Genomic DNA, 22,145 nt, shown 5'->3' on the forward strand with positions numbered 1-22,145 from the left:
CGAAGCGGATTGATTATAATTCCAGCGCTTTATCGGGTTCATGAGATCGGTATTAAGCAAAAATTTGTGCAGCGGAGTTTTACCCTAGGTGAAATATAGAATACGGGCGAATGTTCGCCGGATAAATGAATTGTGTCACTATTTCAAATGATAGACGGTCCTTTTTTTCCGGCCCTTAAGGCCGAACACGATCATGCCAAATGTATCAGCGACGCCTTGTCGGAGGCCGAGCGTCTCTGTTTGGCGCGCGGCGTGCAATTGACGCCTATCCGCTTGAAAGTGTTGGAATTGATTTGGCACAGCCACAAAGCCATTAAGGCTTACGACTTGCTTGATCTCATTCGGCCGATCAACGATGCTGCCAAACCCGCCACGGTGTATAGAGCGTTGGATTTCCTGCTGGAACACGGCCTGATCCACCGTATCGAAAGCTTGAATGCGTTTGTGGGATGCCGGCGTTCCGGAACTCAACACGATCAATTGTTGCTGATTTGCAGATGTTGTCAAAACGTCGAGGAAAGATTGGCGGCGCCGGTCTTTGCCGCATTGGCCGACGAACTCGAACTAGCCGGGTTCAAAGCGCAATACAAAACCTTGGAAATTCAAGGCTTGTGCAAAAATTGCCGAGAGGCGGATGCCGAACGCTGAGGCGCGATGATTGCGCTAAGCTTGATCTAAATCAAAACGATCGGGAGCCGCAACGGTAAAATTAAACCATGTCAATGTTTCCTACCGTTGACATGATCCTCTTGAAAGATAGGTATTTGGGCGGGATTATCCCGCCCTTTTTTATCTATGCCGCCGGGTGCATCGACTATAATGCACCGTCCGCTTTGCCTTCCTTTATATTGCTGCCGCCATGCTGAATTCCAGTCAAAAACAGCTGATTGCCCAGGCTGGTTTGAATTTTTCCCATTTAACCGAATCCGGGTTTTGTGCCATATGTCGGCAGCCTGACTCGGTAGAGTCTTTAAGCGACGCCGAGTTGGTGGAATTTCTGCAATTGGCTAATGCTTTGTACCGAGGCGGCGAACCGGCGGTAAGCGACGCCGACTACGATTTCGTGTTTTTGGCCCAATTGCAAAGCCGGCATCCTGAACATCCCTTATTGGAAAGCGTAGAGCCGGAGCCGGTTTTCGCCGGTAAAACCGTAGATTTGCCGGTTACCATGCTGTCTACCGATAAAGCCTACAGTCTGGAGGAAGTCGAACGATGGGCGGCGAGAATAGAGAAGGCGGCGCAAGAGCGCGCTATGGATTTTGCCGAATTGATCATCAAGGTGACGCCTAAACTGGACGGTTACGCCGCCTACGACGACGGACATACGTTGTATACGCGCGGCGACGGCCGTAAAGGCACCGACATTACCCGCGTGTTCGAGCGCGGCTTGCAAGTTGCCAATCGCGGCGAACGCGGCTTGGGGCAGGGGGAAATCGTAGTCAGTCGCACCTATTTCGACGCCAAGCTGTCGGCCTTTTTCGACAATCCGCGCAACTTTCAAGCTAGCGTGATAAAAGAAAAGGAACTGGACGAACATGCCGAACAAGCGATTAAGGACGGGGCGGCGGTATTTTATCCCTTCGCATTGTTGCCCGGCTGGCAAGGAAGCTGGCTGGAGTTGCGGGCGAATTTCAACGATATCGTCAAATCGATTTGGCACACGCTGGATTACGACGTCGACGGAGTAATTCTGGAGATCGTCGACGAGGCGCTCAAGCAATATATGGGGGCAACCCGCCATCATCACCGTTGGCAATTGGCTTACAAAGAAAACCTAGCCAGCGCCGAAGTAAGAGTCGTCGACGTGATTCCGCAGACCTCGCGTTCCGGCCGGGTGACGCCGGTAGCGGAATTGGAACCCGTGCGGCTGAGCGGGGCGTTGTTGTCGCGCGCTACCGCGCATCATTACAAAATGGTTTTGGAAAAGGGTATTGGGCCGGGTACTCTGATCCGCTTGGCGCGTTCCGGCGAAGTGATTCCGAAAATAGAACAGGTATTGATTGCAGCCGAGCCCAAGGTTCCCGAACACTGTCCGAGCTGTCGGCATGAATTGATCTGGGACAACGATTACTTGGTGTGTCCCAATAATCTGGCGTGTCCCGCCCAAATTGCCAACAGCATGGAGCATTTTTTTCGGGTATTGAAAAACAACGACGGTTTCGGTGCTGCGACGATCAAAAAGCTTTACGAGGCAGGTATCCGCCGGGTGGACGAAATCTACGCGCTCACTGCCGCGCAATTCGAAGCGATGGGTTTTGGTCCCAAGCAGTCGATTAACCTGGTCGAGCAATTACAGCGCAGCCGCCTGGAAGCGGTCGAAGATTGGCGGTTTTTAGCGGCTTTTGGCGTATTTCGCATGGGGCTGGGCAATTGCGAACGTTTGCTGGCTCATTACCGGTTAAGCGATATTTTTGGATTATCGGAAAACGATATCGTCGGCGTCGAAGGTTTTGCGGAAAAAACCGCAGCGGTTATCACCGAAGGGTTTGCCGCTATCAAACCGTTATTCGACGCGCTGTTGATGATCGGCTTCAATTTGCAAGCAACCCAGCGAGATGCGTCCGGCCCGAGCGGTCGCCCGCTGGCGGGCAAAACCTTGGTGTTCACGGGTACCCTGCATTCCGGCAGCCGCGACGAGTTGAGCAAGCAAGCCAAAGCCAAAGGCGCCAAAGTCGGCAGCTCGGTTTCGGCAAAAACCGATTATCTGGTTGCCGGCGAAAACGTCGGGGCGACAAAATTGAATTCCGCCCGCGACAAAGGCGTGCAAGTGATCAGCGAGCAGGAGTTTCTCGAATTGCTGGCAAGTGAAGGGGAACAAGCATGAGCGAGCGTCCTGTCGTATTGTGTTTTTCCGGTCACGACCCTTGCGGCGGTGCCGGCGTGCAAGCCGATATCGAAGCGATAGTCAGTCACCGCTGCCACGCAGTCAGCGTCATCACTGCATTGACCGAACAGGATACCGGTAACGTTAAACGGCTGTTTCCGCAATCTGCGGAGCATCTATTGGCTCAGGCCCGCACGTTGCTGGCCGATGTTACCGTGTCGGCGATAAAGATCGGTTTGCTCGGTAGCGCCGGGATTGCCGAGGCGGTCGGGGAAATTTTGCAGGAGTGTCCGGGGGTGCCGGTCGTGTTGGATCCGGTTTTGGCCGCCGGCGGTGGCATGGATTTATCCGAACGGCGTTTAATAGAAACGGTGCTAAACCGCTTATTGCCGCTGACTACGATTGTGACCCCCAACAGCCCGGAAGCCAGAAAATTGGCCGGTTTGGATGATTTGCCCGCATGCGGGACATTTTTACAGGATAAAGGCGCAAACTATGTGTTGATCACCGGCACTCACGAAAATAGCGAACAAGTAGACAACCGATTGTTCATGCCGGACGGCTTACGCGAAGTGTTTCATTGGCAGCGTTTGCCGCACCATTATCACGGATCCGGTTGTACCTTGGCGGCGGCGATTGCCGCTTTGTTGGCGCAGGGCCTGGATGTCTTCAATGCGGTGCTGGAAGCCCAAGACTTTGTCTGGCAGTCTCTGGAAAATGCCTATCGTACCGGACACGGGCAACATAATCCCGATCGTTTGTTTTGGATAGAGCCATGAAATTTCCGGCTCGCGGCTTATACGCAATTACCCAGAGCGAAGGCAAATCCCCAAGCAAAATCCTGGCCGAGGTGGAGGCGGCATTGAAAGGCGGTGCCGCCGTGGTGCAGTACCGGGACAAACATCGGCAAGATGCCGCGGCCTATCGATTAGCGACCGATCTGACCGCTTTGTGCCACGCGTTTCAAGTGCCACTGGTGATTAACGACAGTGTCGATTTGGCGTTGGCGGCCGGTGCCGACGGCGTGCATTTGGGTAAGGAGGACGGCGAACTCCATGAAGCGCGCCGCCGCTTGCCGCCGGGGGCAATTATCGGCGTGTCGTGCTATAACGATTTGCAAAAAGCCGAACAGGCCGCGCGGGCCGGGGCGGACTACGTGGCATTCGGACGTTTTTTTCCGTCCGGTAGCAAACCTCTGGCAACCAAGGCCGAGGTAGAGACGTTGCGGCTGGCCAAACAGCGTTTGTCGCTGCCTATCGTGGCGATAGGCGGGATATTGCCGGACAACGCCGGCCAGCTGTTGCAGGCCGGCGCCGACGTGTTGGCAGTGATAGGCGGATTGTTCGATTACGCACCGGAGCAGGCGGCGCGAGATTATTGTGCGTTATTTACCTAGTGCTTGGTTGAAGATCATTGTTTTGCGTGCCTTTTCTATGACCCATGTCTATGCATGGTGTAGCAAGCCTATTTTCAAACGACACGATGCCTTTGTTGCAAAAGCAAGCTTAAAATACCTGTAACGAACAGCCACACAGACGCGGGTAAAGGGACTGCGGGGACACGGGGATTGTCGGTCGGAGTCAGGCCAATCACTTCCAGTTGTACGCCACCTGTCTGCGACAAGGGGTCTTTAAAGTAAGCGGCACTTTGACCGAATTCACCGTACATTCCCATGGCCAGAGCCATTGAATACATTTCGACGGTAAATTCCTCGCCGACGTCAATACTCGATAAATCCAGTGTGCCCGTGTAAGGATCAAATTTGACCTTATGAAAATGGGAGCCATTTGTTGAATCTGTTTCTTCGGCATAGGTCATCGGCCCGGATTTTTCCAACGAGGTGAAGCTCGGGTAATAAAGGCCGCCATATTGGTCGTGGATGCCTGCATGTTGATGAAATTCGGCAAATGGCTTCTCACCTAATGTAAATTCGTCTGAATTGTCCCAAGCTCTAATGTCGGTTGTGAAATCGGCAATTCCAGTACCAAAGTCAAACTCGGTTTTCAATTCCGCCGCAGTGATCGTGAATTTTAATTGCGCATCGGCACTGTCCTTCCTGAAGCTTTGGATAAAAGTGGTGTCGCTCGCCACCCCCCATATCTCAGGATCTCTGAAGTTCTTATTATATTCTGCATAGGACAAATATAAGCCGGTGTTTTCTACGGTAGCTTGCGATACGCTTTTGGGGGCGTAGTTTCCGTATTCGACCAATTCTCCTGCTATGTTATCTCCATCAAGGTTTTCATCAATGACTTGTCCGGTAGTCTTGGGATCGTTAGGGTTAACTTGACTGGTAAAGTAATGCCGGAACTCTGATGGAATATTCGCCAGGAAAAAGGTTTGCGGTTGAAAACTCACTAAGCCATAGTTGTTAGTTATCATGGTTGGCTTTCCCAGAGGCGTAACGCCGGGTGTCGTTAAAGCCGAGGCGTCGGGAATGTTTCCGCCCAGCATTACTGCCATCGGAATTGCAATTTGTAAGTATTTCGCGTTTTTCTTTAAGGTCATAGTTGTTTCCAAAATTAAAAAGATGCAGTGCTTTAAGAAAACAGTTGAAGCTATTGATTGCGCGGTCCATTGCAATCACATTTTTTGTCCGTCAGACAATCTTCGTAGGCTTTTTGTAAATCGCCGATATTGAAAATCGCCCCGCCCTTGCTGGGATTCACGAAGTTATCCTTGGGATTGGATGATTCTCCGTTGACGTAGGGAATTTGATGTCGCTGCACTTATTACCGTCGCGAAGTAAATCGACTTTTACTCGGTGGTTTTGCTTGCAACCGGTGCCTTCGTCATCTATCCATTGACTATCCAGTTCAACCGTCCAGGTTTCGTAAGCGCCGCTGTTGTCCAAAACGCGATGCGGATTACTGGGGCTGCGTGACCCATAGACGTATATCGGGCCGGCGGCGGTCGATAGTTTGTCAATTTTAATGTTGTGATTCGGGCTGGTATTTTTGGCCTTGATCTGGGCCGTGCATTGCTTGGCATTGAACTCGGCCCGGACCGGCATAGCGGATGCCAGACACAGTACGCTCAGCAAGCCGAAGGACAATGCCCCTCGTTTAAGCGGCGATAATCCAGCTGGTTTGATCTGGAACGGTAAGTAGGGAATGCCAACATTATCCAGTGGGGAATTGGCAATTCGAATGTTGGAATGTGTTGCCGTTAAAATACGAAAACTCATGATTGTGCTCCTGCATAATTTCACTTTATGTTTTATCGATTGGTTAATTTGGCTGGCACCATTTTTTAAGATAGTTTTGCCCGTTAGAAAAAAACACCGTAATTTGTTACCGTTTTCATTCTATCTACCGGTGAAATCGCTGCTTATAATTGTTTTTAATGGAAATTTAATATGTAAAAGACTGGACGGTGATCCTATTCGGGATAGATTGCGGTTTTTTTGCTAGGAGTTAAACCGTGCGGACATATAAGCATTTGAAACGCCGACAGGAAAATCATCTGCGTTTGCTCTGTAGTCTAGGTTTGGATTGGAGGGTACTTATGCCGGATTTATTTCAGGCCTTGCGGACCTTAGTGCCATTCCCACAAGCCAGCTTCGTTTGCTATAACGACCGACTGCAAGGCTTGGACGGATTTTCCGATTGGTCTTTTCCCAACGCGGAGGACGTCCAAGCGTTACTGGTTTCCGAGTATTATCAAAAAGACCGTATGCAGGAACTGTTTTTGTCCGGTAGGGAAATCGCTAAGCTGCCGCTGATCAGTCGTTCGGAGCAATGGTTGCGGGTGGGTTGGCATGAGTACCTAGCGCACGAATTTTACCGCTGTATCACCCAGCCTTCACAGATGCATCACCATTTGCATTTAAGGCTGATGAACAAGGACGGCATCATAGGCATTTTGACCATCAACAGACCCAGCAGCGAAGCTGGTTTTAGCAAGTCCGAAGAAGATACCCTATGGCGACTGATCCCATTTTTGACTCGTGCGATGGAGCAACCTGTTAGCGAATGGCGGAACAATTGGGTAGATGTCGAGCAGGGGTTGATTGTTTTCGAATCCGCTAAAGTCTTGTATGCGGACGGTTTGGCGCCCAAACTCCTGGATTATGCCTTGGAGCGTCGCCAGCAAACCGGCCGTGGTTGGTATATCCCTCCCCTTAACCCGCTCTTGCAGCAGATTCTGAAAACCTTGGCAGAAAAACTGCCTGCCCGGATTGACGATGATGCGGATGCCGAACCGGCTATCGTTCGTCGGTGTAATCGTTGGGGACGTTTCGAGTTCAGAGCGCGATGGTTGGAAGCTGCGGCAGTCGGCAAAAGCGGTATTTATGCCGCTACTATACATCGCTTGGCACCGTTGCCGCTTTGCTTTTCAATCGGCTTGAAAAATCAGCCGCTATCCTTACGCGAGTCTCAAGTAGCCTTGGCTCTGGCACTGGGCGATTCCCATGCCAAGATTGCCGACAAATTGAATATCAGCGAACGTACAGTGATTGGCCATTCGCAACATATTTATAACAAGTTGAAGGTAGCCAACCGAGTGGAATTGGTGGCGGCATTGATTAGCGGCTAGTTACGCCGAGGATGTAAACAATATGGCGGCGGGGTTAGTTTTTAACCTTGGCGACCCACACCGAGTCCAAATTCAAGGTCTTTTTGATTTTCGCCGCGTAGGCCGCCGCATCGTATTGGCTGTTAAAGCCGTCTACGCTGAGCCTATACCAAACTTCACCCTTGTTTTCGGTCTTGCTGACCTTGGCCGGCACGCCTTTGCCGGCGTATTCCTCCGCCTTCCGTTTGGCATACCAGTCTTGTTTGAAAGCGATGAGATTCACCGCCCAATTTTCCGGCTCCGGAGCCGGTTTTTTCGGCGCCGGTTTAGCCGCCGCCGTTACCGGTTTGCCTTTTTCCAGCGCGGCAATCTTGTGTTGCAACGATTCGATGGCGGCGCCCATTTGCATGTCTTGATCGTTTAATTTGGCAAATTGATCGCCCAGTTCGCCGACCGGTTTATCCGCCCCGCTGCCGGCGGGTAACAATTTGCTAAGTTCGGCGATTTGCTGGGAATTGACGCTATTGGTTCTAGCCAATTCGTCCAGTTGGTTGCGCAACATTTCTTTCTCGGCGGCGTCGGCGGCCGGTGCGGCGACTACCTGAGCCTGTAGCGCCTGGTAGGCTTCGACTACTTGTCCGACTTGCGCTTTAGCCACGTAGCCCTGATAACCCAGACTGCCGCCTACTATCAAGGCCAATACGGCCAAGCCGTTGGCGACATAGGCGGAAACCGGTTTTTTTTCCAGTAATTGATCGATGTTGCGCTTGGCTTTACGTTGTTCGCTTTGTAGTTTTTCCAAGTCTTCCAGGCACGAGTGCAACTCTTCTTTGTCGCTTTTTAGATGTAGGTCCTGGGTGATATGTAGCTGTTTTTGCTTGAGTTCTTGTAGTTGTTTTTCCAGGCCGGCGATGATTCCGGCGTAATCTACCGACGGCGCAATTGGCGGATTAGGCGGGGTATTTTCGGCGCGAGGGAGGTTAGACGCCGCCGGAATTTGCGGGACTTGCGGCTGGTCTGGTTCAAACGATGCGGGTTCCTCCGCCGAGTCGTCGAATTCGGCAACGATGTCTTCTGTCTCGGCCGACTCGGGCTCAGCGGCTGCAACAATCTCCTCGGCCGTTAGCGCTAACTCGGCTGCGTCTCGGGATGAGGCTGCCGCGCTTGGCCGGTCGTCTGCGGTAATGTCGAAGTCGGCCATTAGAAAATCGGCATTGTCTTCGGCCGTAACCTCAGTATTGTCGGAAAATTCGTCGATCTCGACCATTTGCTCCAAGACGTCGTCGGCTTCCCGGGCTCGAAAGGCTGCTGAGCTTGGTTGCGGCGGTGTTTCGTCAAGCATGTCGTCCAAGTCTTCGCCGAATTCGTCGTATTCCGGATCATCGATAATCCGGCTGCCGGCCGGGACATCGGCTTGTGCCGGGATGTCCTCTTCGAAGGCGGGTTCATCGGCGGCACTAAAGGCGTTTTCGTCCAACAAGCGATCGATGGCATCGCTATCGTCCGCCAAAGACGCCTTGGGCAGATCGGCGTCATCCAGGTTGAACATGGAGTCTAAGTCGTCGGCGAAGTCGTCGGCCGATTTGGAACCTGATTTGTCTAGCTTTTCGGCCATGGTGAACCTCGTACCTTAACTTCGCCGGGAGATGGCGGCGACGGATTACTTGATAGCGGTTATCAGCGCGTTGACGTCGTGGCGCAATTTCAATTCCGGGTTTCGAAAGCCGGCTTGTTTCAGCTGAGCCAATGCAACCCCCTCCCGCATAATGTGGTTTTCCGATTCGTCGTTGAATAAATGGATGATCCAGTGTTCCAACAAATCCAAGCGGTTGATTTCCGTTAATACTTTGAAATAACCCGCGACCTCGTTTTGGGTGTTGCGCGTATGCGCCGCAGCATCGTCCAGCGCGTACCGATCGCCGTTGACGAATAATCCGCCCGGCTTCAGCACCCGGTATATTTCCGGAATAACGGCCGCACGATAATCGGCCGCAAAATTGTGCAGGGTATAGGCCGAAGCAATCGCGTCCGCGCCGGCATTCGGCAACGCGCGTAATGCGGTTAGCGCGTCGTTCATGCAGAACTCCAGGCGGCCGCTTTGCTCCCAGGCATGTAAACTTTGCTTGGCTTGATCTTGCATGGTGGCTGCGCTGTCTATGCTGTATACCCGGGTGTTATTGCAGGCGGTTAATAGCGACAAGGTGGTTATGCCGGTACCGCCGCCCAACTCGACGATAAGCTGCGGTTGTTGCCGAGTTTCGCAATATTTCCCGATTTCCAAGCCCACTAAACGGCTCATTTCAGCCGCGTAAGGACAAATCAACTTCAGCATTTGATATTCCTGGCCGATGATGCCGGTGAACATCGAATCGTAATGGTTATCGGCTGTCATGATTGAGATTTTAGTTTTTGTTTGGCGTCGTAGGCGGCTTGTTGTTCCGGGGTCGCTTCGGTTTGGAAACGGGACTTCCATTCGCTGTAGGGCATGCCGTAGACGACTTCGCGGGCCGTTTCGTAATCGATGTCCAGACCGCGTTCCCGGGCGGCCGCGGCGTACCACTTCGCCAAGCAATTGCGGCAAAAATCCGCCAAAATCATTAAGTCGATGTTTTGGACCTCAGGGTGCTGTTGCAGGTGTTTGATCAGGCTGCGGAAGGTAGCGGCTTCCAGTTCGACGGCTGGTTCTTGCATGTTATGGCTCCCATCGTAAAAGCGGGCATTCTAGCAGCAAAGTATTTCCGCTCATGTACATTTAGCGATATTCTCACTACAATTGGCCTCCCGATCGACAGCTCTGCCGACAGCGAATTGTGAACCCCATCATCCACAGCTCATCGTTGACTCCGTACGCTGCCGGGTATTTGAAGGCGGAACAAACGGGTGCGGGGGAAAATCAGAACGGCGCCGTTAGCGATCCTAACGCAGTCGCGCAGCCGGGCAGTCAGCTGGTACCCGCTTCTACGCCGGATCAAATCAAAAATGCCTTGGAAAAGGCCGGTTTAAGCCAGGAAGACGGTTATTCTCAATCCAATCCGAAAGCGCGCAAAGCCGTATCGGCTTACAACCAAATCCGCGATCAAGCGGCATTGACGCAGCTCGAACAGACGATAACCCGTGTCGATTATTACGCGTGAACAGCTAAATCATGCCTTGCTACCGCGTTTTACAGCTTCTCAGCTAATTTACTAGATAATTAATCCATCTTTCATACAGTACTAATGAAGCCTATTTTAGAATTCTTCCCGATTATTCTGTTTTTTATAACTTATAAGTGGTACGACATTTATATCGCTACAGGCGTTGTCATTGCCGCGACCGTCGTGCAAGTGGCGATTTACTGGCTGTTATATCGTAAAGTGGAAACCATGCAGTGGATTACGCTGGGGTTGATTTTGGTGATGGGCGGAGCAACCCTGTATTTGCAGGACGAGCAATTTATCAAATGGAAGCTGACCATCATCGAATGGTTGTTTGGTGCAGCATTTTTAACCAGTCAATTCATCGGCAACAAAACCTTTATCGAACGCATGATGGGAGCGAGTTTGACGTTGCCTGCGGTTATCTGGAAACGCTTGAACGTAAGTTGGGCATTGTTTTTTATCGGGGTCGGTTGCTTGAATCTATACGTGATGAACCATTACGATACCGACGCTTGGGTTAACTTCAAAACATTCGGGGTTCCCGGTTTGATGTTGGTTTTCATCGTCGTGCAGATGATTTTCTTGTATAAGTATGCGCCTGAAGAAACAGAGGTGAAAAAATAATGCTGTATGCGATCGTGGGTGAAGACGTACCGAATAGTTTGGAGCGTCGTTTGGCGGCTAGGCCGGATCATTTGGCCCGTCTCACCGCTTTGCAAAGCCAGGGGCGCTTGGTTCTGGCCGGTCCGTTTCCCGCCATCGACGGCGAGGAACCGGGCGCGGCGGGATTTTCCGGTAGCCTTATCGTTGCCGAGTTTTCCAGCTTAAGCGAGGCTAGGCAATGGGCCGATCAAGATCCTTATCTGACTGCCGGCGTATACGCCGGTGTAACCGTTAAACCTTTCAAACAAGTATTGCCAAAATGACAGCAAATTCCATCAAACAGCTACTCGATCAAGCGCTTAAACCTGAATTAATTGAAATCATCGACGATAGCGCCGCGCATGCCGGCCACGGCGGCAATCAGCGCGGCGGCGGACATTTCAATGTCACCGTCGTTTCCGACCAGTTCGAAGGTAAGTCGCTGGTACAAAGACATCAATTAGTTTATCGAATTCTCGGCGACATGATGAAAGAGGAGATTCATGCCCTGGGTATCAACGCGTTAACCCCCTCAGAAAATAACAAAGGAAATTAACTACATGAAACTGAAATTTATCCCATTAATTTTGGCCGGCGTTGCGTTGTTGCCGGGTTGTTCAGAAGATAAGAACAAGGATGCCTCAACCGCCCCAGTGGTAGCCAGAGAAGACGCCGTTGCGTCGGTAAACGGTGTTTACATCAGCAAAAAAACCTTGGCGACTTTGGAAAAAGAGATCGCGGAACGTAGCCAAGGCCAGAGTTTTCCGAAAGAGCAATTATTGGAAGAACTCATTCAACGCGAGCTGTTGATTCAACAAGCGCTGCAAAAGCAATTGGACAAGTCGCCGGAAGTGATGGAGCGCATGGAGACGGTCAAAAATTCGCTGTTGTCGCAAGCCGCTCTGCAGGACTATTTGAAAGCCAATCCGGTTACCGACGACGAAATCAAAGCCGAATACGATTCTAAAATGGCCAACATGGGCGAGGAATATAAAGCCAGCCATATTTTGGTCAAAACCGAAGACGAAGCGAAAAAATTAATCGCCGACCTGGAAAAAGGCGGGAATTTTCAAGAACTGGCTAAAAAGCACTCCATCGATCCCATGGGGTCCGAAGGTGGGGATTTAGGCTGGTTTACCGCAGACCGCATGGTGCCGCCGTTCTCTGAAGCCGTGATTGCGTTACAAAACGGTCAATTCAGCAAACAGCCGGTGCAAACTCAATTCGGTTGGCATGTCATTCTGCGGGAAGACTCCAGAGCATTGACGCCGCCGCCGTTCGATGCGGTCAAAGAACAAATCAGGCCGATGCTGCAACGGCAAAAAGCGCAAAACATGATAGAAAATTTGCGTAAAACCGCGAAGGTTGAAGTGTTGTTGCCACCCGAGCCGGCTCCGCAAACTCCCGCTCCGGCCGCACCGGAACCGGCCACTAGCCCAGCGCCCGCGGATAGCGCGGCCCCGGCCGAGTCCGGTGTAGAAGGTTCGTCGCAACCAGCGGCTCCGGAGGTTATTCCACCGGCGGAAGAGCCGCAATCCGGCGCGGAAAAAGCGCAACCTGCCGAATAACGACGGCTTAGGGTAGGGGAAAGCTATTCCTCTACCCGTTCTCTTCAAACCCTATTCCGGCACGGAGTCGGTTCAACCCGCGCTAGTCGCACTCGAGCAAATCGATCAGGTTTAGTTTTAAGGCAAATCGGGTCAACTCGATGTCGCTGGCGACATCCAATTTGCGCTTAATCAAATAGTGGCTGTTGCCGACTGTCTTAGCGCTGATATGCAGGCGCTCGGCGATAGCCTGATGCGAGTAACCTGCGATTAACAAGCGCAAAATTTCGAATTCGCGTACGCTTAGCCGTTCGAGGTTTAGCTTATCATGACCGATTTTTTCCATGGCCAGTGCTTGCGCAACATCAGGGCTCAATGCCGGTTTCCCGCGGTTGACGTCTAAGATGGCATTGATCAAAATTTCCGGCGAGCTACTTTTGCTGACGTAGCCCAAGGCACCGGCTCTGGTGGCTTGTAGGGCAAACGCCGGCTTGACGTGCATACTGAAGGCCAAAATTCTGGCTGCCGGTTCGGCCTGCTTGATGCGAGAGATCGCCGTCAATCCGCTGACTCCGGGCATGGCCACGTCTATCACTGCAACATCCGGACTGTGTTGGCGGTACAGTAGATACGCACTGTCACCGTCGCCGGCTTGTGCGACGATTTGCATGCCTTGGTGTTGATCCAGCAGGGTGCGATAGCCCTCGCGCACGATGGGGTGATCGTCCGCCAATAAAATGCGAATGCTCATCCGCTCGCTCCGGAGCTGGATACCGGCAAGCGGATTTCCACTATCAAACCGTGCGGTTGCGCCAGAGATAACGCCATTTGTCCTTGCAGCGTCCGCACCCGTTCTTTGATGCCGATCAGACCTATGCCGTCGGAAATAGGCAAAGGCAGCTTCGCCGCGACCCCGTCGTCCTGAATGCGTAGTTTGACTTGCCCGATGCCGACGTCCAGTTCCACCTCGACGTGTTTTGCCTCGGCATGTTTAACGATATTGGTTAAGCATTCTTGGGCCGTCCGTAACAGCGTGACCGCTATTTCGTTGGCAATAGGCATGCAGTCGCCGTGTATTTTCAAGGTATATTCGGTTTGGGTAGCGCAAATCGGCTTCCATTCGTCGATTATGCTGCGTAAATTGCCGGCTAGCCCTAAATGTTCCAGTTCCAAAGGCCGCAGGCGCCGTAAGGTTTCGCGCAAGCTCGCCATTAAACGATTCGAATAGCGGTTGATTTGCTCGGCTTGGATGCCGACTTGGGTGTGCTTGTCGGCGGGTAGGCGCTTGAGTGATGCGGCAACCGCATTGATCGCGGTCAAGCATTGCCCGAATTCGTCATGCAGTTCGTGTGCAAGACTAGTCCGTTCTTGTTCTTGTACGGCCATGAGTTGGCCTATCAGACGCTGCCGCTGTTGCTGCAATTGTTGTTGACTTTCCGCAAAGCGGTTGAATGCACCGGCGATGATTTGCCATTCGGTTTGCTTGAAAGCGGGTAGGCGTTGAGCGGCGAGCTCTTGGTATTGCCAACGTTCTAAGTTAGCGGCGATAGTGCGGGCCGGAGCGAAGATTCGATTGATGCTGATAAAAATCATGATGCCGGCCGCGATGATGCTGCTTGCCGAGAGTTGTAGCAAGCCGGCGATTTGCTGCCAGGCTCGCTCGATGAGGGTGGTGCTATCCGCCCACACTTGCAGCTCGGCGACTGCGCGCCGGTTTACGGCCAACTTTTTGCCAAGTGGGGCATCGGGATGAAACAGCCATTGATAAGCGCGGGTAAAAGCGGCGGGCACCTCAGCGGCGTGCGCTACGGCTCCGTTACATAGATATTTGACCGATTCCGAGCGGTAATCGCTTAACTTGATGCAAATGCCGGCCGCGGGGCTGCTCTGTTTCCATACCTCGAAATCCGGAAACGGTCGGTTATTGCCTAATCCCGAACGCTCGCGGTTGAGTTGCAGCGCCAATTGTGCCGTCAGCGTGTTGGCGATGCGCTCGAGTTCCGCTCTTTGTTGCCGGTGACTGTCGTACAGCGTATAGGCGGCGATGCCGCTCAAGCACAATAGGCTCACCGCGGCGATTCGGCTACATAGGTGTAATTGCAGATTCATAACCTACCTGAAATGAGTGGCTCAGCGGCGATTTTAGAAAGTTAGCGCATCTTTGAATATTGCCGGCAGCCTATCGGGCAAATTGCCCGTGTTTAGAAGGAGGATTTCGGCTTACGAATACAGGGCATTCGCTTAATCTGTCGCTGAATTCTTAATCAACCGGGAGCAACAGATGAACGAATTTACGTTCGACGACAGCCGAATCGTTTGGCAAACCTTAGACGGTTTCGAGTATTTACACTATCGGATTTTAAACATCGACCCCGTGCACGGGGTGATAGACGTGTTATTCAAGTTTGCCGCCGGCCGGCAGATCGTGTTGCACCGGCACAAAGTGCTAAACCATACCTTGGTGATTCAAGGCGAGCATCGTTTGTATACGCCGTCCGGAGACCTGAAGGAAGTGCGCCCTCAAGGCAGTTACACGGTGAGTCCGGCTAGCGATGAGCCGCATCGGGAAGGCGGCGGTGCTATCGATGCGATAGTGCTGTTTAGCATACGCGGCACGGACCCAGTGTTTTATCAAATATTGGACGACGAGCAGCAGCTGATAGCCGAGTTGGGTTGGCAGCAATTCGCCGACCTTTATCACGCACAAATTTAGTTCGCTAGCTAGGCAGGCTATATGAAAGCTTTTATCGGAGCGAAGATAGCGGCGATTATTATCGCGTTCCATGCTGTTGTCGGTTACGCGGGTGCCGAACCGCGCATCGCGGTGTTGAATTTCGAATTGCGCGATTATTCGGCGTTACCGTACCGCGAAGCGGAAAGAACGCGAGTGTCGGCTATACGTCCCATGCTGGAACGCAGGTTGGTCGAGGAGGGCATTGCGCGATCGACTGTTGTGCCGATAGAGGAATGGAACGCTGCCAACCCGAGTGTCGGTTATCTATTCGCACACAACGATGCCGCGGCAGACTTCGGCCGCAAGCTACAAACGGATTGGTTGGTGGTAGGCCAGCTCAGTAAATTGAGCGATATGGTTTCTTATCTGTTAGTGCATGTGGTAGACGTCCATAACCGGCGGTTGAGCGCGGATTATGCGCTGGAGCTGAAAGGCAGCCATGCCGGGGTGTTGCAACAAGGCATAAAACGGATAGGTTCGCAAATAACCCGTGTCGTAGCCGAATAAACCGGATAGCCGGGTGAGTTCGCTCGCGTAGCAATACGAGCGTAAGCAGCTTAGCCGGCTTCCAAAACCCGGTAAAGCATTTCCTTGACAGTTTGCGGATTGAAGGGTTTATCGCAGATCCCGGAGACGCCGGCTTTGTACACGTTGCTCAAGCGGGTCTCGTTGTCTTCGCTGGTCACCATTAATATCGGAATCAAGGTGTTGCCCAGGTCTTGCCGGATGTATTGAATCATGGCTTGGCCGTCCATGACAGGCATGTTGAAATCGGTGACGATCAAATCGAACGCATATTGGTCTTGGGCGAAAAGCTCCGCCCCCTGTTTGCCGTCTACTGCCTGGGTAATATTTTGAATCCCCATGTTGTTCAGAACCCGGCAAATATGTTTGCGGGCCAAAGCGCTGTCGTCCACTACCAATACCCGGATATTGTCGATGTCGTAGTGTTCCAGATTGATTTCTTGGGGGTCTATGAATTCTATCGTGGAGCGTAGCGCGTGTTTTAAATCCTCGTGGGCGAACGGTTTGGGCAGTATCGCCACGACGCCGGCTTGGCGAATGGTGTCCAGCACGTTAAAGCTGGTTTCGCTGGATACCAGCATGAACGGAATATGCTGTAAGGTTTCGTCGTGTTTGATGTGTTCCACCAATTCTATGGCGGTCATGTCGGGCAAATACAAGCTACTGATGATCAAATCCGGCCGGTGGAATTTCAAATTTTCCAGGGCGGCCGCGCCACTGGCCGCACCTTCGATACGGCTGATGCCTTCGCTTTTCAAATGCTGCAATATGACTTTCAGTTGAACGGTCGACGGCTCAATCAATAAAATTGCCAGATCGTGGATGTTGATGCTCTGCATGTAATGTTATTCTTTATTAATTGATTCTATGGAAGAGTAACCAATTTTTCGAATGATACAAGAAATACTAGTGACTAGTGTCGGTGCTTGCGGTACCGCGCATATCGCTCCGATGGGCGTTCACCTGGTGGAAAACCGTTTTCATATCTTGCCGTTCAAGCCTGCGGCCACCTTGGACAATATTTTAGCGACCCGATCCGCCGTGATTAATTGTTGTGACGACGTACGCATATTTGCCGGTTGTTTGACCGGCCGGCGCGATTGGCCGCTACAGCCGGCGGAATACGTGAAAGGCTATTATTTAACCAATACCTTGGCCCATACCGAATTGGAGTTGGAAGCCGTGGAAGACGACCCGGTCAGGCCGAGGTTGATCTGTCGTCCGGTTTATACCGTCAATCATCGGCCTTTCAAAGGATTCAACCGCGCCCAGTTTGCCGTGCTGGAAGCGGCGATTTTAATCAGCCGCTTGAATCTGTTGCCGTGGGACAAAGTCATGTCGGAATTGGCTTATTTGAAAATCGGTTTGGAAAAATGTGCGGGCGACAAGGAACGGCAGGCTTGGGAATGGTTGATGGAAGCGATAGAACACCATCGACAAAACACGGTGGCCTTATGACCGGCATGCTGGCGAGCGTTAACAGTCTGGACGAGGCGTTGCTGGTAGCACCGCTAGGAGTGGACATCATCGATTTGAAACAACCGGCACATGGCGCATTGGGCGCTTTGCCGGTAGCCGAAGTGGCACGCATCGTTACCGGTTTGCCCGCGGCTTGCGTCGTTAGTGCTACCGTCGGCGATTTGCCGATGGAACCGGCGGTATTGTTGCCTGCGGTGCAGGCCATGGCCGAGACCGGGGTGGATTTTATCAAAATCGGCTTTTTTCCCGGCGGTGATTGGCAAGCCTGTCTTACCGCTTTGTCTGCCGTGACCGAGCGACGCATTGCATTGGTCGCCGTATTGTTCGCCGACTCGCAACCGGACTTCGGCATCATTGCGCAATTACGTCAGGCCGGCTTTCGCGGGGTGATGTTGGATACTGCGGACAAGCGGCACGGTTCTTTGACCGAGGCGATGGATTTTGCCGCGCTACAGAAATTTACCGAAATTGCCCGCAATTACCATTTGCTTACCGGTTTGGCCGGTTCGCTCAAAGTCTCGGACATAAGCAACTTATTGCCCTTGCAAGCCGATTATCTGGGATTTCGCGGGGCGCTGTGCCTTTCGGATTGTCGTACCGAAAGCGTTGATGCTTCTAAAGTTATCGAAATTAAGAGCTTATTGCCTTCATTTTATCGAGCCGGCGCGAGCCTTTGTGGTCGCCATGCGGCTGAAAGATGAACATTATTAGCGGGTTTTCGTTGTTCTGACGTTCCATGCTCGACCGATTGTGGTCCAGCGATGGCTCGCGTTGTGTTGTTGAGTCCGCTGCGTTAGAATTTTCCGTTGCCTGCTCAGCAAGAAAGCATGAAATATCCAGTAACTAAAATTCCGTATTGTCAATTGCCGCTCACGAATAGGGTGTATCACCGCTTGCTACTCGATTTGTTGTTTCGGAATCAATAAATTGATAAACAAAATCCAAGCTTTTTTGGGGCGTAGTGCGCTGAGCAGAGAATTGTCGCTAAATGCAATGGGCAGCGTGTTAGTCAAATTAGGCGGCACCGGCTTAGCATTGTTGCTGACGATGTTGCTCGCTCGAGTAATGGGGGCCGAGGGTTACGGAATTTATTCCTATGCATTGTCATTAGTGCTTCTATTGACGGTGCCTGCGCAATTAGGTCTGCCGAATTTGTTGGTACGCGAAACGGCAAAGGCTCAAGCTAATGAAGACTGGCAGATCATGCGGGGGTTGTGGCGCTGGTCGACTGGGTTGGCCGGATTGCTGTCGGTATTAATTGCGGCCGTCGCCTGGGCGGTGCTGATCGTCTGGGCAGACTCGTTTAATACCGAACAGAGAGCGACTTTGGTGCCAGCGTTATTACTGATACCTTTTATTACTTTGGGAAATTTGCGCGACAGTGCTTTACGCGGATTGCGTCACGTGGTTTTAGGTCAATTGTCTGAAACAGTGCTGCGCCCCGGCCTATTGTTAATCGTTTTGTTGATACTAGGATGGGTTTGGCAGGATTACCGCTTTACTTCCGCCCAAGTCATGGGGGTAAATTGCGCCGCGGCGGGCGCGGCATTTGTCATTATTTCGTTTTTGTTGAATCGGAAAACCCCGTCCGCTTTCTTGGACAGCCCACCTTGTTACCATAGTGGGCAATGGCTTAGGTCTGCATTGCCGTTAGCTTTTGTGGTCGGTATGTTCATGATCAACCAGCATGTATCGGTGTTGATTTTGGGCTACGTGTGTACGCCGACAGAGGTTGGGGTATTCAAAGTCGCTATTTCACTATCAAGCGTGGTGATATTCGCCTTACAAACCATCAATGCCATTTTGGCACCCTATTACGCCCGATTTTATACGCAGCGGGATATGCAGCGCTTACAGCGCTTGGTGATGTTGAGCAGTAGGGCCGTGTTGGCCTTTAGTTTGCCGGTAGTAGCGGTTTTAATAATATTTGGCGAATGGCTTTTGCAACATCTCTTCGGTCACGATTATGTCCTCGGCTATCAGGCCATGGTGATTTTAGCCCTTGGACAATTGGTCAACGCCGCTAGTGGTTCCGTGGCGTTGCTGTTGAATATGACGGGGCATGAACGGGACACGGCCAAGGTAATTGCATTGTTTGCCGTTTTGAATGTCGGTTTGAACACGGTATTGATACCCGTACTGGGTCTAATCGGCGCTGCTTGGGCATCCGCCGTCAGCACTACCTTGTGGAATCTGGTGCTGTTGTGGTTTGTTTATCGGCGTTTAGGCGTTGTGTCTTTTGCCTGGGCGCCATCTAAAATATTTTCCCGCAGTCAATCGAATTCTTAAGCGGTTTAACGTTTGTGTGGAAAACTTGAACTTCGGTCTTTGTTCTATCTCGTTTCGTCTGTTGCCTGTCGCTTTGCTGCTGGCTATAAATTGTTGAGTAACCTATTTTGCATTTTGCCAGCCGCCTGTGATCATGAAACCAATTAGGAGCATAACCGACCTTGCTATAAACGGCGCCGCACCTGCGTTCGATAGCCCTTTGCACGTAGGGCGACCCAATATCGGCAGTAAACAGGCTTTTCTGGATTATGTTGACGACATATTCGAGCGAAGGTGGTTCAGCAACAATGGACCGTTGTTACAAGCGTTCGAGCAGCGTGTTGCCGATTTTCTGCAGGTGAAACATTGCGTGGCGATGTGTAATGGCACGGTTGCCCTTGAAATTGCAATTCGCGCTCTCGGTCTTAGTGGCGAAGTCATTATTCCGTCTTATACCTTTATTGCCACCGCGCATGCCCTGCATTGGCAAGCCATCACGCCGGTGTTCGCCGATATAGACTCCAAAACGCATACGCTAGACCCGGACGCCGTAAGAAAAATGATTACCCCGCGCACCAGCGGAATTATCGGCGTGCACTTATGGGGGCGCCCGGCGGCAGTCTCCGAATTGCAGGAAATTGCCCAAGAATATCGCCTTAATTTGTTGTTCGACGCTGCACATGCCTTCGGTTGTTCGCATCATGGACAGATGATAGGCAATTTCGGTGCCTGCGAAGTATTGAGCTTTCATGCCACTAAATTTTTTAATACCTTCGAAGGCGGAGCCGTCGTAACCAACGACGATGATTTGGCGGAAACGATGAAACTGATGCGTAATTTTGGTTTTGCCGGATTCGATAATGTCATTTATCCCGGAACCAACGGCAAAATGACTGAAATTTCTGCGGCTATGGGCTTGGTTAATCTGGATGCGATTCAGGAGGTCGTGTCAGTCAACCGACGCAATTACCTGGCGTATTGCGAACAACTCGCGGGTATACCCGGTATCGAGGTAGTGCGTTACGCAGAGTATGAACGCAACAATTACCAGTATGTCGTTGTAGAGGTTACCGAACACAGCGCAGTCGGGCGAGACGAGATCATTGCCGCGCTGCATGCCGAAAATATTCTTGCGCGAAAATACTTTTGGCCCGGATGCCACAACATGCTGCCGTATCGACAGCTGTTCCCCCATGCCGGATTGCTGTTGGCTAATACTAACCAAGTCGCCAATCGAGTAATCGTATTGCCCACGGGTACCGGTGTCGGCCTGGACGAAATTAAGGTGATTTGTTCGGTCATCCGTCTGTTGTTGGAACAATGATGGAATATATCAAGTTAACTCAGCGCCTTTCTGTCGCCTCCATTGTAGATTTGTGCCGCGATATTTTGGCTGGCATCGGTACCGCGGTGCAGTATATCGACGGAGAATCGAACATTTCCGAGATTGCCGGGGTTGCGGACGGACGCTGCGTTGCGGCAAATACCGTGTGTTTTCTCGAGAAAGTGCCGCGGCAAACTTTGCCGGTAGCGCTCAAAAACGCCTTGGTGATTACTCGTCCGGACCTCGTATCTTCATTGACGGGTTGCAATCTTTTGGTTACCGCCGATCCCCGAGCATTGTTCATAGATTTGCTCGATCGGTTGATCGTCTACCCGGGATTCAACAGTTTTTCTTCGATAATCGATGCTGTGCCGATGATTGATCCTGAGGCAGAGATTCATCCGTGTGCAATCATTGAAGACGGTGTCGGCATTGGTGCTGGAACCCGTATTGCGGCCGGTTGTGTGATCAAGCGGGGGACTTTCATAGGCAAAGACGTTACGATTCGAGAAAATACCGTCGTTGGCTGCGACGGGATTGCGCTGTATAAGGCCTTGGATGGCAGGGTATTGCGTTTTCCCCATGTGGCTGGGGTGATCATAGAGGATCAGGTCGAAATCGGCGCCAATTGTGTGTTACCCAGAGGGGCGATGAAATGTTCCCGGGTCGGTAGTCAATCGGTGATCGGCAATCTTTGCAACTTGGGTCATGCGGTGCAGATCGGACGCAAGGTTTGGATGTCGGTAGGCTGCTTGATAGGCGGCAACTCGGTAATCGGCGATGGTAGTTCGTTGGGACTAGGCGTTAATGTCCGGGACAATCTGCAGATTGGTCAAAACTGCTCATTAGGGATGGGGAGCGTGGTGGTCAAAAACCTACCGGATGGAGATTCCGTTTTTGGGAATCCGGCCAAACGCATGCCACGCATCAAGGCCGGACCGGAACGGTAAGTATCAGAGTGAAAATTTATGTTAAATAGCGCGGTGGTTGAATTTACATTTAAAGGTAACCGAACATATGTCCAAGGTCCGGATTTGTTCAACGTGATGTTGGCCGGATTTCCGGATGGGCTCAGGCGGCAGATACGATTTTCCGCGCATGATTTCGTGCATACCCCGAATTGTATGTCACACCTTACGACGGA

General features: G+C 51.8%; 25 protein-coding genes. 17 read left to right on the forward strand and 8 right to left on the reverse strand.

Annotated features, from left to right (window positions below; all coding sequences use genetic code 11):
• Positions 1 to 147: 147 nt before the first annotated feature.
• The 4 genes from F1E05_RS09340 to thiE all read left to right on the forward strand — a co-directional run bounded on the left by F1E05_RS09340 (position 148) and on the right by thiE (position 4,220).
• Positions 148 to 648 carry a transcriptional repressor gene (locus tag F1E05_RS09340; RefSeq protein WP_150051900.1) on the forward strand — a complete coding sequence of 167 codons (501 nt, stop codon included), beginning with the start codon at positions 148 to 150 and terminating at the stop codon, positions 646 to 648.
• A gap of 211 nt (positions 649 to 859) precedes the next feature.
• Entirely contained in the window at positions 860 to 2,824 is a 1,965-nt protein-coding gene (locus F1E05_RS09345; RefSeq protein ID WP_150048033.1) for a BRCT domain-containing protein, read from the forward strand.
• Complete coding sequence (gene thiD / locus F1E05_RS09350) at positions 2,821 to 3,603, forward strand: bifunctional hydroxymethylpyrimidine kinase/phosphomethylpyrimidine kinase (RefSeq protein WP_150048034.1); 783 nt, start codon at positions 2,821 to 2,823, stop codon at positions 3,601 to 3,603. Before F1E05_RS09345 ends, thiD begins: the two co-directional genes overlap by 4 nt.
• A complete protein-coding gene (thiE, locus tag F1E05_RS09355) occupies positions 3,600 to 4,220 on the forward strand; it encodes a thiamine phosphate synthase (RefSeq protein ID WP_150048035.1) in 621 nt (206 codons plus the stop codon). Before thiD ends, thiE begins: the two co-directional genes overlap by 4 nt.
• A gap of 74 nt (positions 4,221 to 4,294) precedes the next feature.
• On the opposite strand, the gene F1E05_RS09360 is transcribed toward thiE, so the two are convergent.
• Both F1E05_RS09360 and F1E05_RS09365 read right to left on the reverse strand, forming a co-directional pair.
• Complete coding sequence (locus tag F1E05_RS09360) at positions 4,295 to 5,332, reverse strand: hypothetical protein (protein ID WP_150048036.1); 1,038 nt, start codon at positions 5,330 to 5,332, stop codon at positions 4,295 to 4,297.
• A 157-nt stretch (positions 5,333 to 5,489) separates the two neighbouring features.
• On the reverse strand, positions 5,490 to 6,011 hold the full coding sequence (locus tag F1E05_RS09365) for a hypothetical protein (protein WP_150048037.1): 522 nt from the start codon (positions 6,009 to 6,011) through the stop codon (positions 5,490 to 5,492).
• Between the two features lie 320 nt (positions 6,012 to 6,331).
• On the opposite strand from F1E05_RS09365, the gene F1E05_RS09370 reads away from it, so the two are divergent.
• Positions 6,332 to 7,363, forward strand: a complete 1,032-nt coding sequence (locus F1E05_RS09370) for a helix-turn-helix transcriptional regulator (protein ID WP_150048038.1) — start codon at positions 6,332 to 6,334, stop codon at positions 7,361 to 7,363.
• Positions 7,364 to 7,397: 34 nt separating this feature from the next.
• Here F1E05_RS09370 and F1E05_RS09375 read toward each other — a convergent pair whose 3' ends face one another.
• The 3 genes from F1E05_RS09375 to F1E05_RS09385 are packed head-to-tail and all read right to left on the reverse strand — an operon-like array spanning position 7,398 to position 10,033.
• Positions 7,398 to 8,957, reverse strand: coding sequence for an SPOR domain-containing protein (locus tag F1E05_RS09375; RefSeq protein WP_150048039.1), 1,560 nt, complete (start codon positions 8,955 to 8,957; stop codon positions 7,398 to 7,400).
• A gap of 45 nt (positions 8,958 to 9,002) precedes the next feature.
• Entirely contained in the window at positions 9,003 to 9,734 is a 732-nt protein-coding gene (locus tag F1E05_RS09380; RefSeq protein WP_150048040.1) for a class I SAM-dependent methyltransferase, read from the reverse strand.
• On the reverse strand, positions 9,731 to 10,033 hold the full coding sequence (locus F1E05_RS09385) for a DUF1244 domain-containing protein (RefSeq protein ID WP_150048041.1): 303 nt from the start codon (positions 10,031 to 10,033) through the stop codon (positions 9,731 to 9,733). Before F1E05_RS09385 ends, F1E05_RS09380 begins: the two co-directional genes overlap by 4 nt.
• Positions 10,034 to 10,152: 119 nt before the next feature.
• Here F1E05_RS09385 and F1E05_RS09390 point away from each other — a divergent pair, with 119 nt between their 5' ends.
• From F1E05_RS09390 to F1E05_RS09410, 5 genes are all read left to right on the forward strand, one after another.
• Positions 10,153 to 10,476, forward strand: coding sequence for a hypothetical protein (locus F1E05_RS09390; RefSeq protein WP_150048042.1), 324 nt, complete (start codon positions 10,153 to 10,155; stop codon positions 10,474 to 10,476).
• 84 nt (positions 10,477 to 10,560) lie between these two features.
• Positions 10,561 to 11,106, forward strand: coding sequence for a septation protein A (locus F1E05_RS09395; RefSeq protein WP_150048043.1), 546 nt, complete (start codon positions 10,561 to 10,563; stop codon positions 11,104 to 11,106).
• Positions 11,106 to 11,408, forward strand: a complete 303-nt coding sequence (locus tag F1E05_RS09400) for a YciI family protein (RefSeq protein ID WP_150048044.1) — start codon at positions 11,106 to 11,108, stop codon at positions 11,406 to 11,408. Before F1E05_RS09395 ends, F1E05_RS09400 begins: the two co-directional genes overlap by 1 nt.
• Positions 11,405 to 11,680 (forward strand): BolA family protein, encoded by a 276-nt coding sequence (locus F1E05_RS09405; RefSeq protein WP_150048045.1) that lies wholly within the window; start codon positions 11,405 to 11,407, stop codon positions 11,678 to 11,680. Before F1E05_RS09400 ends, F1E05_RS09405 begins: the two co-directional genes overlap by 4 nt.
• A 4-nt stretch (positions 11,681 to 11,684) precedes the next feature.
• Positions 11,685 to 12,692: a peptidylprolyl isomerase gene (locus F1E05_RS09410; RefSeq protein ID WP_150048046.1), complete on the forward strand. Its 1,008-nt coding sequence runs from the start codon at positions 11,685 to 11,687 to the stop codon at positions 12,690 to 12,692.
• Between the two features lie 82 nt (positions 12,693 to 12,774).
• On the opposite strand, the gene F1E05_RS09415 is transcribed toward F1E05_RS09410, so the two are convergent.
• Both F1E05_RS09415 and F1E05_RS09420 read right to left on the reverse strand, forming a co-directional pair.
• Positions 12,775 to 13,422, reverse strand: a complete 648-nt coding sequence (locus F1E05_RS09415; RefSeq protein ID WP_150048047.1) for a response regulator — start codon at positions 13,420 to 13,422, stop codon at positions 12,775 to 12,777.
• Positions 13,419 to 14,780 (reverse strand): sensor histidine kinase, encoded by a 1,362-nt coding sequence (locus tag F1E05_RS09420; RefSeq protein WP_150048048.1) that lies wholly within the window; start codon positions 14,778 to 14,780, stop codon positions 13,419 to 13,421. Before F1E05_RS09420 ends, F1E05_RS09415 begins: the two co-directional genes overlap by 4 nt.
• A gap of 172 nt (positions 14,781 to 14,952) precedes the next feature.
• Here F1E05_RS09420 and F1E05_RS09425 point away from each other — a divergent pair, with 172 nt between their 5' ends.
• Positions 14,953 to 15,384 carry a cupin domain-containing protein gene (locus F1E05_RS09425; RefSeq protein ID WP_150048049.1) on the forward strand — a complete coding sequence of 144 codons (432 nt, stop codon included), beginning with the start codon at positions 14,953 to 14,955 and terminating at the stop codon, positions 15,382 to 15,384.
• Positions 15,385 to 15,405: 21 nt separating this feature from the next.
• On the forward strand, positions 15,406 to 15,912 hold the full coding sequence (locus tag F1E05_RS09430; protein ID WP_150048050.1) for a DUF2380 domain-containing protein: 507 nt from the start codon (positions 15,406 to 15,408) through the stop codon (positions 15,910 to 15,912).
• Positions 15,913 to 15,962: 50 nt separating this feature from the next.
• Here F1E05_RS09430 and F1E05_RS09435 read toward each other — a convergent pair whose 3' ends face one another.
• Positions 15,963 to 16,769, reverse strand: a complete 807-nt coding sequence (locus tag F1E05_RS09435; RefSeq protein ID WP_150048051.1) for a response regulator — start codon at positions 16,767 to 16,769, stop codon at positions 15,963 to 15,965.
• Positions 16,770 to 16,821: 52 nt separating this feature from the next.
• On the opposite strand from F1E05_RS09435, the gene F1E05_RS09440 reads away from it, so the two are divergent.
• The 5 genes from F1E05_RS09440 to F1E05_RS09460 all read left to right on the forward strand — a co-directional run bounded on the left by F1E05_RS09440 (position 16,822) and on the right by F1E05_RS09460 (position 21,951).
• Complete coding sequence (locus tag F1E05_RS09440; protein ID WP_150048052.1) at positions 16,822 to 17,388, forward strand: DUF447 domain-containing protein; 567 nt, start codon at positions 16,822 to 16,824, stop codon at positions 17,386 to 17,388.
• A complete protein-coding gene (locus F1E05_RS09445) occupies positions 17,385 to 18,110 on the forward strand; it encodes a (5-formylfuran-3-yl)methyl phosphate synthase (RefSeq protein WP_150048053.1) in 726 nt (241 codons plus the stop codon). Before F1E05_RS09440 ends, F1E05_RS09445 begins: the two co-directional genes overlap by 4 nt.
• A 226-nt stretch (positions 18,111 to 18,336) precedes the next feature.
• The gene (locus tag F1E05_RS09450; protein ID WP_197737425.1) at positions 18,337 to 19,698 is read left to right on the forward strand and encodes a flippase; all 1,362 of its coding nucleotides are present in this window, start codon (positions 18,337 to 18,339) and stop codon (positions 19,696 to 19,698) included.
• A 133-nt stretch (positions 19,699 to 19,831) separates the two neighbouring features.
• Positions 19,832 to 21,001 carry a DegT/DnrJ/EryC1/StrS family aminotransferase gene (locus F1E05_RS09455; RefSeq protein ID WP_150048054.1) on the forward strand — a complete coding sequence of 390 codons (1,170 nt, stop codon included), beginning with the start codon at positions 19,832 to 19,834 and terminating at the stop codon, positions 20,999 to 21,001.
• Positions 20,998 to 21,951: an LbetaH domain-containing protein gene (locus F1E05_RS09460; protein WP_150048055.1), complete on the forward strand. Its 954-nt coding sequence runs from the start codon at positions 20,998 to 21,000 to the stop codon at positions 21,949 to 21,951. The genes F1E05_RS09455 and F1E05_RS09460 overlap by 4 nt, the downstream gene beginning before the upstream one ends.
• The last annotated feature ends 194 nt before the right edge of the window (positions 21,952 to 22,145 follow it).

It is taken from the genome of Methylomonas rhizoryzae (genome assembly GCF_008632455.1).
Taxonomy (GTDB): Bacteria; Pseudomonadota; Gammaproteobacteria; order Methylococcales; family Methylomonadaceae; genus Methylomonas; species Methylomonas rhizoryzae.

Bases quoted from the DNA above. Each gene is read 5' to 3' on its own strand.
- F1E05_RS09340 (WP_150051900.1), top strand. From the start codon at position 148: ATGATAGACGGTCCTTTTTTTCCGGCCCTTAAGGCCGAACACGATCAT.
- F1E05_RS09345 (WP_150048033.1), top strand. From the start codon at position 860: ATGCTGAATTCCAGTCAAAAACAGCTGATTGCCCAGGCTGGTTTGAAT.
- thiD (WP_150048034.1), top strand. From the start codon at position 2,821: ATGAGCGAGCGTCCTGTCGTATTGTGTTTTTCCGGTCACGACCCTTGC.
- thiE (WP_150048035.1), top strand. From the start codon at position 3,600: ATGAAATTTCCGGCTCGCGGCTTATACGCAATTACCCAGAGCGAAGGC.
- F1E05_RS09360 (WP_150048036.1), bottom strand. From the start codon at position 5,332: ATGACCTTAAAGAAAAACGCGAAATACTTACAAATTGCAATTCCGATG.
- F1E05_RS09365 (WP_150048037.1), bottom strand. From the start codon at position 6,011: ATGAGTTTTCGTATTTTAACGGCAACACATTCCAACATTCGAATTGCC.
- F1E05_RS09370 (WP_150048038.1), top strand. From the start codon at position 6,332: ATGCCGGATTTATTTCAGGCCTTGCGGACCTTAGTGCCATTCCCACAA.
- F1E05_RS09375 (WP_150048039.1), bottom strand. From the start codon at position 8,957: ATGGCCGAAAAGCTAGACAAATCAGGTTCCAAATCGGCCGACGACTTC.
- F1E05_RS09380 (WP_150048040.1), bottom strand. From the start codon at position 9,734: ATGACAGCCGATAACCATTACGATTCGATGTTCACCGGCATCATCGGC.
- F1E05_RS09385 (WP_150048041.1), bottom strand. From the start codon at position 10,033: ATGCAAGAACCAGCCGTCGAACTGGAAGCCGCTACCTTCCGCAGCCTG.
- F1E05_RS09395 (WP_150048043.1), top strand. From the start codon at position 10,561: ATGAAGCCTATTTTAGAATTCTTCCCGATTATTCTGTTTTTTATAACT.
- F1E05_RS09400 (WP_150048044.1), top strand. From the start codon at position 11,106: ATGCTGTATGCGATCGTGGGTGAAGACGTACCGAATAGTTTGGAGCGT.
- F1E05_RS09405 (WP_150048045.1), top strand. From the start codon at position 11,405: ATGACAGCAAATTCCATCAAACAGCTACTCGATCAAGCGCTTAAACCT.
- F1E05_RS09410 (WP_150048046.1), top strand. From the start codon at position 11,685: ATGAAACTGAAATTTATCCCATTAATTTTGGCCGGCGTTGCGTTGTTG.
- F1E05_RS09415 (WP_150048047.1), bottom strand. From the start codon at position 13,422: ATGAGCATTCGCATTTTATTGGCGGACGATCACCCCATCGTGCGCGAG.
- F1E05_RS09420 (WP_150048048.1), bottom strand. From the start codon at position 14,780: ATGAATCTGCAATTACACCTATGTAGCCGAATCGCCGCGGTGAGCCTA.
- F1E05_RS09425 (WP_150048049.1), top strand. From the start codon at position 14,953: ATGAACGAATTTACGTTCGACGACAGCCGAATCGTTTGGCAAACCTTA.
- F1E05_RS09430 (WP_150048050.1), top strand. From the start codon at position 15,406: ATGAAAGCTTTTATCGGAGCGAAGATAGCGGCGATTATTATCGCGTTC.
- F1E05_RS09435 (WP_150048051.1), bottom strand. From the start codon at position 16,769: ATGCAGAGCATCAACATCCACGATCTGGCAATTTTATTGATTGAGCCG.
- F1E05_RS09440 (WP_150048052.1), top strand. From the start codon at position 16,822: ATGATACAAGAAATACTAGTGACTAGTGTCGGTGCTTGCGGTACCGCG.
- F1E05_RS09445 (WP_150048053.1), top strand. From the start codon at position 17,385: ATGACCGGCATGCTGGCGAGCGTTAACAGTCTGGACGAGGCGTTGCTG.
- F1E05_RS09455 (WP_150048054.1), top strand. From the start codon at position 19,832: ATGAAACCAATTAGGAGCATAACCGACCTTGCTATAAACGGCGCCGCA.
- F1E05_RS09460 (WP_150048055.1), top strand. From the start codon at position 20,998: ATGATGGAATATATCAAGTTAACTCAGCGCCTTTCTGTCGCCTCCATT.